Origin of the sequence: Pseudomonas sp. GCM10022186 (assembly GCF_042656385.1) — a bacterium.
Classification (GTDB): Bacteria; Pseudomonadota; Gammaproteobacteria; order Pseudomonadales; family Pseudomonadaceae; genus Metapseudomonas.
The window spans coordinates 91432-105046 of record NZ_JBHSOU010000025.1 but is presented as its reverse complement, the minus strand read 5'-3'; the positions used below and the strand labels follow the sequence as shown (position 1 = coordinate 105046).

Below are 13615 nucleotides of genomic sequence, written 5' to 3'. Positions count from 1 at the left end.
AAGCCGCTATGCGCTTTGCATTCTACAAAAATGGAGCCTATCCTTACGAATCCGTAGCTGGAATATTGTGGGGTATTAGAAAGATTAATTACCTTTCTACTTATGACTTTGCAAGGGAAATAGGAAAATCTAGCTTTCGCTACGAAGCCTTTCTTACGAGGATTCCGCGCGATCTGAGTGTATTACCCGGGTGCAAATATCATCAGGTGGAACTGCATTACCCTTCGAGTTATTGCCCCGACTTCTTACTTGTCATGCCGCGACGGGAATTGAAATTCTGTGAGCGCTGCTCCGAGATCGGCTACCACAGTGTGTTTTGGATGTTAAAAGGTGTCAACAAGTGTCATATACACAATTTAGAGTTGATGCATGCTTGCTCAAAGTGTGTATACGAATTCACGGAAGGATGTAAGGCAGGGAAATGCAATTCCTGTGGATTTGAAATTATTGAGCCGAGGGCCCAACTAGCCTTTCGGAATGACAAGATGTTAAATTACGAGATATACAGGTCAGGAAAGATAATTTCAAATTGGTACTCAGGGATATACAGAAGGGCATTATCAGGCTCTGGTGTCTGCAAGGATTACTTTCGGCTTGAGAAGATCTCTGGGCCTTCAAATGAGCTTACCTATTCTCTTGAGAAATTACTTGGCGTGAAATCCCCGCGCGATACTTTTTCATCAAATATTTGCTCCTATCGGGGGAGTTGGATTGACATAGGATCTATAGATAGTGGTCAGGCTTATGGCTTCGATGACTATCACGTTTGGCGTAACGAGTTAGCATTGTTCTTCATTGAAATAGAAAATCAATATCTAGGTAGGCACAAGGAGTGTTTCAGTGAGGTGGATAGCCTCCTGGCCTACTCGGATGGAATAGATAGGCGATGCGCACTATGCCCCCTAGCTTTAGCATATTCTCTTTTGCGCCTTGGTGCCGCCTGTGAGTGGTGGCCGACACCAACAAGTGTTTCGCCATCAAAATCTTGTTTTGACTTTTTTATGAGACATGCTTCTTTCTGTAATATGCCAATTACCGCTCAGGGAAGGCTTATTCGTATTTTATTTCTTGGATTGTTAGGGGAAATACAACTCGCGTTAGATCTAGGTGAAAGCAAGGAAATACAAATGAGAGGCACGAATATTATTGACAGATTTACCCGTGGTGGAAACCTTGTTTTTGTGAGGAGATCAAGTTTTTGGGGGCGAGTGAACTGCCTTTATCCGCTAGAGATAGATGCCAATCGGCACCTCATTCGTGATGGTAAAACAGGGCGCCTCCGCTTGGAAATAGACAATTAATTTAGAGGGGCCTGGCTGTATCGTAGACTCACGGGCAAGACAGAAGCTGCGCAGTAGTGTCAGCGAGGGAAAGCGGAATCAAGCGTCACCAGCAACCTTTCTATATCCGTTCAGGACATACTCCAATAGCGTCAATTGTGTGGTAATCACTACAAGACCTCTTGTAGCTTTGAGCATGCAGTAATTGTGCCTCCAACTCTTCGCCGAATTTCTCTACTTGAAATTTAGATGCATCACAACAATCACGGGGTTGCATCACGGCCCAGGTGCGTTCGTAGAGGTGTGACATCTGCACCTTGGCACTTATTCGCAGTCTCGGCGCCAGCTCAGGTCTGAATTGCGCTGGCGGTATCCGTCAGAGGATGGCCAAGGAGCTTCAATTGCGTGAGGGCCTCTACCAATCGTTCCTGGAGGCTCTGCACCTGCTGGACTTGGGTGTCTCTGGTTTCGCTCAGACGCATTACTTCACCTTGAAGCGTATCGCAGCGCTCCCGTAAGGCACTGTTCGCCTGCTCGATGTAGGTCCATGTGCGCTGGCCGTCTGCTAGAGATTGCCGGTTCTGTTCCAATTGCCGTTCCAAGGCCTGCGCCTCCTTCTGCTGCTGACGGGCCTCAGTCAGCAGGCGGGCGTTGTCACGGTTCAGCAGAGTGAGTTCGTCTTGCTTGATGATTAGAGTCTGCTGCAACTGCCGCAACTCCACTTGGAGTTGTTGTACCTGGCTTTCGTGCCGGCGCTGATCTTGCTCGCGCTGATCCTTGCTGGCCTGCCGGAAGTGCTCCAGAGCATCCCGGGCATGTTGATGCTTCTCCTCCAGCGAACGAATCTGCCCCTCGCGGTCCTGCAGGCGGGCTTCTTGGTCGTGCTCCGCCTGCTGCAGCCGCGCTACCTCGACGTCCGCCAGCTGACGTAACTGCTGTTCCTGCTGCAATCCCTGCTGCGCGACCTGTAACTGCTCGGTGAGAGTGGCGTAGGACGTTTCCAGCTGCTGGTTACGAATCTCCAGTTGGTGAATCTGGTCGTGGTAACCGCGGCGCTCCTGGGCCAATTGCTCACGCTCCTTGGCCACGGCGGCGCGCGCTTCGTCCTGCAACTGCGTGGCCATCTGTGCGACGAGATTCGCCAGTTGATCACTGAGAGGCGCCGACGCTGCCCCCCGGCCGTGATCGGCATCTTCCAGTTCTTTCAGGTAGCGGTGAATGGTGGTTTTCGAGCCGGTATTGCCCAGCTCGACCCGCACCGCATCGATGCTCGGGTGCTCGCCGCGGGCGAGGAGGGCGGTACGCGCCTTTTGCACTACCGCCTTGTTGATACCGCCACGGGCCATGTCAGTCTCCTACGATTTCGTACTGGTATACATACCATGTATTTACATTCTATTTTGAGTGTCTATTTCACGCTAGATGACGCATGAATTAGTATTGGATAATCACGAATTATCCAATGTTAAGATGCTTTTCTGCGGGTTTGCGGTCGAAAACCAGTACGCCAGGGTGGGGAGGGGCGGTGAATCACGACGTGGAGCGCTACCTGCAGGCCGGGACCCGGGCCAATACCCGGCGCAGCTACAAGCAGGCGATCGAGCACTTCGAGGTGAGCTGGGGCGGTTTCCTGCCGGCCACCAGTGACGCCGTTGTGCGCTATCTGGTCGACCACGCCGGCAGCCTGGCCAGCAGCACGCTGAAGTTGCGCCTGGCCGCCCTGGCGCAGTGGCATGTCAGTCAGGGTTTCCCTGACCCGACCAAGACGCCGCTGGTGCGCCAGGTGCTGAAGGGCATTCGCACCCTGCACCCGAAACCGGACAAACAGGCCGAGCCGCTGCAGCTGCGCGAGCTGGAACAGTGCGTGGCCTGGCTGGAAAGGGCAGGGGAGAAAGCGCGTGCCGAGGGCAACCTGGCGCGTCTGCTTCGCTGTTGGCGCGACCGCGCCCTGCTGCTGATTGGCTTCTGGCGTGCCTTCCGCAGCGACGAGTTGTGCCGCCTGCAGATCGAGCACATCCAGGTGCGGCCGGGAGAGGGCATGCAATTGTTCCTGCCCTGGAGCAAGGGTGATCGCGACAATCAGGGGCAGACCTATCAGGCGCCGGCCCTGGCCCGCTTGTGTCCGGCGCAGGCCTACAGCGACTGGATCAGCGTCGCCGGTATCGCCCGCGGACCGGTGTTCCGTGGGATTGATCGCTGGGGCCATCTGAGCGAGCAGGGGCTGCACCCCCACAGCGTGATTCCGCTGCTGCGGTCAGTATTGAAGGGCGCCGGACTGCCGGCCGAGCTGTACAGCAGCCATTCGTTACGCCGTGGTTTCGCCACTTGGGCCACCCGCAGTGGCTGGGATCAGAAGGCGTTGATGGGCTATGTCGGTTGGCGCGACGCCAAATCGGCACTGCGCTACGTGGATAGCACCGGAATATTTCCCGGGCAACTGCGCCCGTTCTCCCTAAGTCTGGAGGCTGAGGAGGTTCCGGGGCCGCCTAGTCCAGGCGCTCCGCCAAGTTGTTGACCAGTCGGAGTATCCGTCGCGTCGTGAACATTTCCATTTACGTATCTGCTGATTCTGGCGGGTTAGATCGCACTAGAGCGCGCGCTGCCTGTCGGACGAGAAACTGACGTGGTAGCTGACTCTGCCAATGGATGCCAGCCAGCATGGGGATAAAGTGGGCATCTAGTTGATACCAGGCAGATGACTCGATTGGCTCAATTTCGCTCAGCCCCTCCGACATTGCTCGCAAGAATTCTTCAGGTACCTCTGGGATGTCACCAATGGCCTCACCAGCACCATGCGCATGCAACATACCAGGGTCTGAGACAATCGAATCGTACCCTTTATCTGCGTTCCAGAAATTTGGTGTTGTGCCCTTTGCGCTGGGGACGACGTGATCGCGCAAGAACGAGTAACTGTCTTGCATGCCGAGCGATGCGGTCCATGTCAGCAAGATAGGAATTAGGGTAGAGGTGGAGCAGAACTCGTCGGCCATCTCCTCCTCTCCTTGCCGAATCAATATCGCCTCCTCAAAGGGAGCCGACATAGGCATGAACCTGCGGAGGTTGGTGGCGTAGCTAAGTCGTTGACACAGCCGGCGCACCCACTGTCGTGCTTCGTCGATTCGGTTGGTTGTAGCCAACAACAGCAGGGCCATGTGAATGTTTGCTGAATGATGGTCATAAGCCGGCAGCGCACTGCAACTATGGGTCTGTAGCAAAGATTCAATTCGGCGTGCGTAGCACTGCGCGATCATCAGTGTTTCCTCGGTCTGCTCCACTTGCAGCGAGCAGAGGCAGCCTTGCAGACCTAGTCGCCCCAACTCATCGAAGACTGCTTTGGACACGAGCAGGCTGTCCGGCAAAGCATTAGCGAACGCATCCTGCACCACGTAGTACGGTTCCAGGCGCTCGTGATAAGCGTCCGCGACGTTCGACAGCTGTGCCAACAGCTGAGCAAATTCTTTAGCTATGGCCGCATTGCCGGCAAGCATCTCATCATGTAATCCTGCCCAAACTGCTAACACTGCGTACTCGGCAAGCCTGTATGGCGCCAAGAGGTTCTTCTCGCCCTGTGCCCAGATCTGCAGGACACTCAATGCCGTTCGGATGCCACGTAGATTTGTGAGCAACTTCTTCGCTTTGGCGCCTTTGGTTTTGGCCGGCGCAGTGGCACTACTGACCAACTGATCAATTAAGACACGTCCGACAGAAGCACAGAGGTCCGGCGACACGACGTTAGCCAGCATCCGCCGAAGAAGAGTGCGGCTATCGGCAGGCAAAATGTACTCATTCAGCAGAAACTGCTCGGTCCAGAACGCCAGCGTTGAGCCATTCACTTGCTCGGCTTCTGTCCCATTCCTTGCACACCAGGATTCGAGGTATCCAGCTATGGTTTCGTTCAAGCTGGCTTTGAAATCGCCGTTTGTGACAACCAGAAGCTTCTTCTTGAGCTGCTGAAATTCCGGTGCGACATGGCTTCGCAGGTAGACATCCTCAACATCCTCAATGGACTGTCTAATGGCTTGTGGGCCCGAGTTCCACTCAGTTCGACCGATGTCTCCACATTTGACAAGCCAAAGAAATAGCTTGGTTTCACCATCGCTATCGGGACCAACAGAGGAGATATCGACTCCATACTGGCGCGGTCCCTTTTGGGCCCGATAGACCACCTCGTGGCCCATGCCGGACATCAGCAATGGCAGGAAAGCATCTAGTTCGCCTTCTTCCCGCATGAGTCCCAGAAAGTCTTCCAGAAGCAGACGGAGGCTGGTGTTCATCGCGCGTCTCTTAGCAAGTGGATGCGCTGAAGTTGTCCACGCATAGGGTCCGCAAGCTCGCTGGACGGCAGTTCAATAGAATGGCTGGCTTCATTCATTGGAACGATCTGCGGTGAACCGTAGGGCGTGCGGATCACGACTTTTCGGCCCTGGGCTACATGAACGCCACTGACCAAGTTGGCGAAGATAGAGCGTTCGGCTGCGTCGCGGAGTATCGCGCGGTTTAAGCGATGTTTGAGCGTCCTTAGGATATGCAGCTCGCTATCATTCGGACGAAGCTCATTGAGTGACGGAAGACGCCTTAACACTCGGTGCCACCGAAGTACGCTGGCGTAAACCTTTCTGTAGGCTTCGGCTTCAGGCGCTGATCGAGTACAGGTTTTTGCCTTTTCTTTCAAGAACTCATCAGTCGCTGCTGGGTATTCATCGAATAGGACCTGCAGCATTTGCTGTCCGAGATCAATCCGTTCCTCCCCAAGCGCTGACATCTCCGTAATGGTACCTATGAACTGGCACAACGTTGGGCCGTTAAGTGTTAAGCCCAATAGTCGTCTTGCGGCCTTGATTCGCCGTTCCGAGCCTGCTTTGACAAAGGCGTCGGAATCGAGTCCAACTGAAGCCTGTCCAGATGAGCAGCGTGAAAGGAGACTCCTGATCGCATCAAAGCTGGCATCTGGTCGGAGAAGCCAAGAGGTCAGAATGCAGGCGAAGTCTTCTGCATTGTCGCTAAGCGCTGCAAATGTGCTGCTGAATTGCTCAGCCACCCTGCACTCGGCAGTGCAGAGCTCATGGAGACACGAAACGGCGTGAGGACGCAGCGACTCCCCATAAAGCAAGCTTTCGATGGCATTGTCGACATGGTGGCACACTTGCTCATCCTTCAACGCGACTGAAAGTAGGCGCTGAACGATACGCTCAAGGGGCTCCTTGGTGACTCCCACTGTCGGCTGCTTGAGGTTATACAGTGCATTAGACATTGCTATGGCAGCATTTGGTTTACCTGCGTCCAGCGCTACAAGGAGGTGGCCCATAGAGGTGGGGGAAATATCCATAAAGCAAGCCAATGCTGCCCACGCTGATTGTCCTAGTTCCGCTGTGCAGCTGAACAGGAGGTCGGAGATATCCTTCTCTTGAGATGTAAGCGTCAATTGAGCGTCCAGCGAGTCAGCCGGCAGCATTTGAATCAGATAAACAAGCAGGTGGGCACCGAAACCATTCCCTGTCGTCAGCGTCAGTGCATATTCAGCAGCAGCCCGTGGGGAAGCAGGAGCGAAAGCGGAGGCCCATAAACGTTGGGATGCTTCATTGGCTTCGCTGGACGATCTTAGATTCTCTCCGATCTCAAGCCCAAGTGAGGGTTGCTTAGCGATATGAGGACGCAAGTGTTGCACGCACGTATAACCGAAGGATGAACCCAATTTTGACGCGTACGCTAGGAGGCGCAATGCATCTGCAAGTGGCAATGAGGGCAGCTTGCCGATCGCGGGAAAAACGCGACTGCAGCAGGTTCGCACCTTTTCGATTGGCCAGTTAATGATCGTATCAATCAGGTTGAGTTCGGTGGGGTGAGCGGCAGCTATACCCTCCCAAAGCTTGTCCTGGCCGCCACCAGAAAGAAGATCCCGAGCTATCACGTCGTAATCGGCCCATCGACCTTCGCGCAATGCCCGAATTGCCATGCTTAGCTTGCTATGCCCCACGGCCAGTCTCCACTACCTTTGCGATGAACGACTTACCAGTGATCCTGCAAACTGCATGAAATCTCGGGTGATTGCAAACGGACCTGCCTTGGCGGCGCCGGGGTGGTAGAGGTCATTGATTGCCTACTGGACTTGCGGCGATGACGCCTCAAAGATGCCCATCAGCGTCTTCCAGGCGGGGACTGGCCCCTTCATTTGGTCAACGGCAGTTTTCGGCCAAAGCTGCCATTCGAGGTGGTGGTATTTTGCCCCCAATCGACCTTGACTCGTCCATGATCCAGGCTCAGATGTGACTATTACGCTAGATGGGTGGCATTGCAGGCATCTGGGGAGTTGGCGGAGCAGCTTTAATCTTCAATACTGGCAATCGGCCTGTATCAACAAGAGAGCGCAGTGAGCATGGCAAGGAAGCGCAGAAAGAGCAGTAAGTCCGGCACATCCGGCGTATTAGTCCTTGGGGCCATCTTGATAGGCCTGCTCGCTTCCGTTCCCAAGATGGTGTGGTTTCTGCTGGGCGGCGTGGCCATCGTTGGTGTGGGAATCTGGTTGGTCGCAAAGGCCACCAATAAGTCCTCGGTTGAGCCTCCTCCTCCGGCCAAGCGGCAGCCTTCCCTGAGGACAGACCGGTCAGTTGCTGCCGCTAGATCTGCGCACGGTGAGTTGACGTTTTCTTTGGCGGAGGTTGTGCCACAGGAGGCCGCCTCAACTTCCCGTGTACAAAAAGCTCCGACGGCTACGAAGTTGGATAGCTCCGAGCTGTTCACCGTGACGCTTGAGGTGGTGGAGCGATCTTCTCATCGAATTCCCAGCGCGCCGGCGGATCTGACTGGTTCCAAGGTGCGCTGGCTTTCTGCCGGCGAACCCATCGAGATTGCCGGCGAGAAAATCCCAGGTGGCTTGATCTACGTCGGCGAGGATCGGAGCAGCCGCTATGGTTCCTCGGAACCCTCACTGATCAACCCAAAGCTGAAGGTCGCGCGGGGGATCGTTGATATCGCCGAGCGTCTCACTTCCTACTGGCCGAGCTATGACAGCATTTCCCCGGAAGCCCGGCGCGCCTATCTGCAATGGCTATCCAGTGGCCGAAAGGCGCCACATGCCAACATCGGCTACGTGTTCCTGTTCTTCTACGGTCTGGAGCGCAGGGTATTCGTCGATGCGAAGCACGATCCCGACGCGGCTTCCGAGATCCCGACCATCATTGCTGAGGTCGAAAGGCTGCTCTCGGTCTACGACGAGAACCATTCGTTCAACACCTACGCCAGCCGTTTCATCGACTTCCTCTGTCAGGGCAAGGTGGCTGCTCGGCGCTACCTGGATGCACCGCCGGCGCCGTTGCCTTACGGCTACGAAATGCCTATGGAGCTGCGCATCGGTCTGGGGCAGTTGGCTGTCGACAAGCAGCCTCTGCCGGCCGACTGGGCATTGGCTTGGGTACTGTCCGATCACAACATTGGAAAGCGGACACCTGTGACCCGCTGTGGGGAGGCATTCGCCCCGTTGTTCCGCATGCGATATGAGGAACGCCATGGTGCAGGCATCGTGCTTCCTCAGAACAAGACGCGCCTGCGGCTCCAGTACAACACCGCCTCTGCGGGCCTGCCTCCCCAGGAGCTGGATGGCTTGTCTGGCATTCCGGATGTCACCGCCACCTCTGCAGTCCGGAAGAAGCTGCAGCAGTTGGTCGACGAATGCACGGTGCTGTTGGAGCCCTACAGCCGTTATCTCGGCCGCAACCCTGATGCTCCAGATGCGTTGGAAGGACTTCTGCAGCTACCCGTTAGTCTGTGGCCGGAAAGTGCCCGTGCAGCGCTCGATGAGCTGAAGCAACGCATTGGCGATGGCATGGTGGTCATGAGCTTCGGTGAGCTGGCAGGTCGGCTGCAAAGTGCGGGTACCTTATCGAGAGACAAAGTGCTGACGCTCGCTCGGGCGTTGGAGTCCTTGCACATCGGCATTGAGCCGGATGTATTGGCTGGCAGTAGAACGCCCAAGGCTGAGGACAGCGTGGCGCTTTTTGCGACCCAGGCGGAAGACGGTGATCTGCGTGCATCGCCAGCTTACGCTGCTGCCTCTGTCACTCTGGATCTTGCCTGTGCAGTGGCGGCAGCCGATGGTGACACGTCGCCGAAGGAAATCATGCTGCTATCTCAGCATGTCGACTCCTGGAATCACCTGAGCGGTGCGCATCGCAAGCGCTTGAAAGCCCATCTGCGTCTGCAGCTGAACCAGCCGCCCACTCTGCAAAGCCTGAAGAAAAAGCTGGAACCACTGGCTGAGCCGGCGAGGAGAGTCGTAGCTGCGTTTCTTGCTCACCTGGCCCAGGCTGACGGCGAGGTCAGCCCTGCGGAAGTGAAGCTGCTTGAACGTGTCTATAAGACTCTGCAGTTGGACTCGCAGTCGCTGTATAGCGACCTTCATGTGGCAGCCAGTGGCAGTCCGGTCGGCTCGTCGCCGGCAACGCCTTCTGTACCTGGATCAACTCCATCGAAGCCCGCTGGTGGGTTTGCATTGGACCATGAGCGCATTGCTCAGCTGCAGCGTGAAACGGAACAAGTGTCTGCGCTGCTGGCACAGGTCTTCATTGACGAGCAGCCTGCTGAACTTGAGGAGACAGTCGTTGAGGAGGCCGTCGAGGACTCTTCCAGCATTTGCGGCTTGGATGCCGATCACTCGGCCTTCCTGCGTGTGCTTGTTTCCCGTGCCGAATGGGCACGAGATGAGTTGGAAGCGGTTGCTAGCGACATGGAACTCATGCTCGACGGAGCCTTGGAGCAGATCAACGACATGGGTTTCGAGCAGTTCGACATGCCGGTAACTGAGGGGGATGACCCCTTCGAAATCAACCCTGAGATCATGGAAAAACTACCGCTATGAGCAGCATCAGAGCCAAGGATCGCGATGCGGTCATCCAGTCCCTGCGCGCTGGCGTAGTGCCGCGTGCAGGTCAGCACCTGATTCAGGTGGGGCGCGTTGGGGAACTCGAGGCACTCATCCGTGACGTGGAGCGCCTCGCGGATAGTGGCTCCGCGTTCCGGGTAGTGATTGGCGAGTATGGGGCGGGCAAGACGTTCTTCCTCAATCTGGTGCGATCGATTGCGATGGAGCGCAAGCTCGTCACCATGCATGCGGACCTGAACCCGGATCGCCGCCTACATGCCACTGGCGGTCAGGCTCGTTCGCTGTATGCCGAGCTGGCCAAGAACCTGTCTACTCGAACCAAACCTGACGGTGGTGCTCTGCAGGGAATCGTCGAAAAGTTCATCGCACAGGCGAAGACCGAGGCCAAGTCTACTGGGCAAGACAGTGAGGCGGTGATTCGTGAGCACCTCGCTCAACTTACGGAGATGGTCAACGGTTACGATTTCGCCGATGTGATTGCTGCTTACTGCAAAGGCTTCGACGAGGGCAACGAGCAGCTCAAGGCAGATGCGATTCGCTGGTTGCGTGGCGAGTTCACCACCAAGACTGATGCCCGTGCTGCGCTGGGTGTGCGAACCATCGTTGACGATGCATCTGTTTACGATCAGCTCAAGCTGCTCGCGCGGTTCGTTCGGCTGGCAGGTTTCGGCGGCCTGATGGTGTGCCTCGACGAGCTGGTCAACCTGTACAAACTGTCCAACACACAAGCGCGCAACGCCAACTACGAGCAGATTCTGCGCATCCTCAACGACTCTCTGCAGGGCTCTGCGGAGGGACTTGGCTTCGTGCTAGGCGGTACGCCCGAGTTCCTCATGGATACCCGTCGCGGGCTCTACAGCTACCCGGCTTTGCAGTCGCGCCTGGCGGAAAACAACTTCGCCAAGTCGGGATTGGTGGATCTGTCAGGGCCGGTGATCCGCCTGGCCAGCCTGACGCCTGAAGATTTCTATGTGCTGTTGCAGAAGCTGCGCCATGTCTATGCGGCAGGCGAGAGCGAGCGCTATCTGCTACCCAATGAGGCATTGCCGCTGTTCATGGCCCACTGTAATCAGCGCTTGGGGGAGGCGTACTTCCGCACTCCGCGGACGACCATCACCGCATTCATCAACCTGCTCGCGGTGCTGGAACAGAACCCGGGGGCTGATTGGCGAACGCTACTGGGCGCGGTAGAGATTGCACAGGATCGAGGTGGTGAGTCCGACACCCAAGTGGATGCCGATGATGAGCTTGCCACCTTCCAACTCTGAGTCCGCAGGCTTCGAGTTACTCGAGCCAAGAATCCAACGCTGGATATGGTCAGAGGGCTGGACCTCACTGCGGGACGCCCAGGAACGCGCTATCCCCGCGCTCCTGGGGGCAGACCAAGATGTCATCATCGCGGCCGCGACGGCAGCTGGGAAAACCGAAGCTGCCTTTCTGCCCATTCTTACCAATCTCCTGCAGGGGCAGGACTCACCCGGGGCGGTGTTGTATATCAGCCCCCTGAAGGCACTGATCAACGATCAGTGGGACCGCTTGACCAGGCTTTGCGATGAGCTCGAACTGCCTGTCATCGCCTGGCATGGGGATATCTCGGCAAGCCGCAAGCATCGCTTTCTCAAATCTCCGGAAGGCATTCTGCTGATCACACCGGAGTCACTCGAAGCGCTGTTCGTGAACCGGGGAACCAGCCTCGCAGGGTTGTTTGCGAACCTGCGGTACCTGGTGGTGGATGAGCTGCATGCCTTCATCGGTAGCGAGCGAGGCAAGCAACTGCAGTCCCTGATGCATCGCGTGGAAACGATCATTGAGCGCCCTCTGCCCAGGGTTGGTTTGTCCGCTACGCTGGGCGACATGACACTGGCTGCTGCTTTCTTGCGTCCGGGTGCTCCCCATCAAGTATCAGTGATCGAGTCCAAGGGGAGTGGCCAGGTACTGAAGGTTCAGATCAGGGGGTACGCGGAGTCCCGACAAGACTTCTCGAAACCACTTGAAGGTGAAGAGGTGTTTTCCGCGGACCATGCCATTGCAGAGCACCTCTTCCAGGTGCTACGAGGCAGCAACAACCTCATCTTCCCCAACAGTCGCGCCCAGGTAGAGTGGTTTGCCGATAACCTGCGGCGGCAGTGTGAACAGGATGGCGTTCCGAATGAGTTCTGGCCGCATCACGGGAGCTTGGCGAAGGACATCCGAGAGGAAACTGAAAAGGCACTGAAAGTCGGTGGCCAACCCGCCACTGCCGTTTGCACCACGACCTTGGAACTGGGGGTCGACATCGGCAGCATCAAGACGGTTGCGCAGATCGGACCACCGCCATCGGTCGCCAGCCTGCGCCAGCGCTTGGGTCGATCCGGTCGCCGCCCAGGCGAGGCGGCGATTCTCCGTAGTTACTGCAAGGAGCGTCAGTTGGACGATGGCTCGCCACTGTCCGATCGGTTGCGCCAGGGCCTGGTACAAAGCATCGCCATGATCCGGTTACTGATGCAGGGCTGGTTCGAACCGCCCCGCGTTCAGGGCCTGCATTTGTCGACGCTGGTACAGCAATGCCTCTCGGTGATTGCTCAGCGCGGAGGTGCAACAGCCGCAGATATCTGGAACACGCTTATTCGGAGTGGTCCCTTCGCCGGGTTGGAGCAGGGCAGCTTCTTGAGTCTGCTTCGTTCTCTTGGCGAGCGCGATTTGATTACCCAGGAGGCGTCAGGCCTGTTGCTGCCCGGCGTACTGGGGGAGCGCATGATTAATCACTACGACTTCTACAGCGCCTTCGTGAGCAACGAGGAATTTCGCCTGGTGTGCGATGGCAAAGCACTGGGAGCGTTGCCCGTTTCCCGGCCGCTGACAGTCGATCAGCGCATAATTTTCGCCGGGCGACGCTGGCGTGTCACGGATGTGGATACCGAGGCCAAGGTCATTGCCGTAAGGCCGGATCCGGGAGGGGCTCCTCCATCCTTCGACGGGCTTGGCGCACGTGTACATGGTCGAGTCAGGCAAGAGATGAAGACGGTCTTGCTCGAGACTGATGCTTACCCCTATCTCGATACCACCGCCCAAGAGCTTCTGGCTCAGGCGCGCGGCGCATTTTCGGAGCTGGGGCTGGCGCATTCGAGCATGACGGAAAGCGGAGGCAAGACTTACCTGTTCACCTGGCAAGGCGATTGGACGAACGATGCGCTGGCCATCTTGCTAACGCATACCGGAGTGCCCAGTGAAAACGCCGGTCTGGTCATTGAGGTCGAGGGGGATCGGGCATCGCTTGAGAGCAGTCTGCGCGAGATCGCCGGATGGGACGGTATTGATGAGTCCACAATTCTGGCCGACGTGCAGAACATGGTGCAGGAGAAATGGGACTGGGCACTCCCGCCCGGGATACTCATGCAGTCGTACGCCAGGATGCAACTGGATTTGGACGGCGCAAAGGCCTTGGCGGTGGAGCTGTCGAGAAATCACAGCTGACAGTCTG

8 protein-coding genes are annotated in these 13615 nt (G+C 56.7%); 5 read left to right on the top strand and 3 right to left on the bottom strand.

What is annotated here, in order from left to right; translation table 11 throughout:
* Positions 1–8 precede the first annotated feature (8 nt).
* A complete protein-coding gene (locus tag ACFPU0_RS11730) occupies positions 9–1301 on the top strand; it encodes a hypothetical protein (protein ID WP_377693164.1) in 1293 nt (430 codons plus the stop codon).
* Positions 1302–1627: 326 nt separating this feature from the next.
* Here the strand turns inward: ACFPU0_RS11730 and ACFPU0_RS11725 are convergent, their stop codons facing one another.
* A complete protein-coding gene (locus tag ACFPU0_RS11725) occupies positions 1628–2626 on the bottom strand; it encodes a DNA-binding protein (protein WP_377693163.1) in 999 nt (332 codons plus the stop codon).
* A 179-nt stretch (positions 2627–2805) separates the two neighbouring features.
* Here ACFPU0_RS11725 and ACFPU0_RS11720 point away from each other — a divergent pair, with 179 nt between their 5' ends.
* Positions 2806–3795, top strand: a complete 990-nt coding sequence (locus ACFPU0_RS11720) for a site-specific integrase (protein WP_377693162.1) — start codon at positions 2806–2808, stop codon at positions 3793–3795.
* A gap of 37 nt (positions 3796–3832) precedes the next feature.
* Here ACFPU0_RS11720 and ACFPU0_RS11715 read toward each other — a convergent pair whose 3' ends face one another.
* Positions 3833–5554 carry a hypothetical protein gene (locus ACFPU0_RS11715; RefSeq protein WP_377693161.1) on the bottom strand — a complete coding sequence of 574 codons (1722 nt, stop codon included), beginning with the start codon at positions 5552–5554 and terminating at the stop codon, positions 3833–3835.
* Positions 5551–7254 (bottom strand): hypothetical protein, encoded by a 1704-nt coding sequence (locus tag ACFPU0_RS11710; RefSeq protein WP_377693160.1) that lies wholly within the window; start codon positions 7252–7254, stop codon positions 5551–5553. Before ACFPU0_RS11710 ends, ACFPU0_RS11715 begins: the two co-directional genes overlap by 4 nt.
* A 399-nt stretch (positions 7255–7653) precedes the next feature.
* Between ACFPU0_RS11710 and ACFPU0_RS11705 the strand changes: the two genes are divergently transcribed.
* Genes ACFPU0_RS11705 through ACFPU0_RS11695 form a run of 3 tightly spaced genes read left to right on the top strand, consistent with a single transcriptional unit; the run spans position 7654 to position 13608 of the window.
* Positions 7654–10131: a TerB N-terminal domain-containing protein gene (locus tag ACFPU0_RS11705; RefSeq protein WP_377693159.1), complete on the top strand. Its 2478-nt coding sequence runs from the start codon at positions 7654–7656 to the stop codon at positions 10129–10131.
* Positions 10128–11423: an ATP-binding protein gene (locus ACFPU0_RS11700; RefSeq protein ID WP_377693158.1), complete on the top strand. Its 1296-nt coding sequence runs from the start codon at positions 10128–10130 to the stop codon at positions 11421–11423. Before ACFPU0_RS11705 ends, ACFPU0_RS11700 begins: the two co-directional genes overlap by 4 nt.
* Entirely contained in the window at positions 11398–13608 is a 2211-nt protein-coding gene (locus ACFPU0_RS11695) for a DEAD/DEAH box helicase (RefSeq protein ID WP_377693217.1), read from the top strand. The genes ACFPU0_RS11700 and ACFPU0_RS11695 overlap by 26 nt, the downstream gene beginning before the upstream one ends.
* Positions 13609–13615 lie beyond the last annotated feature (7 nt).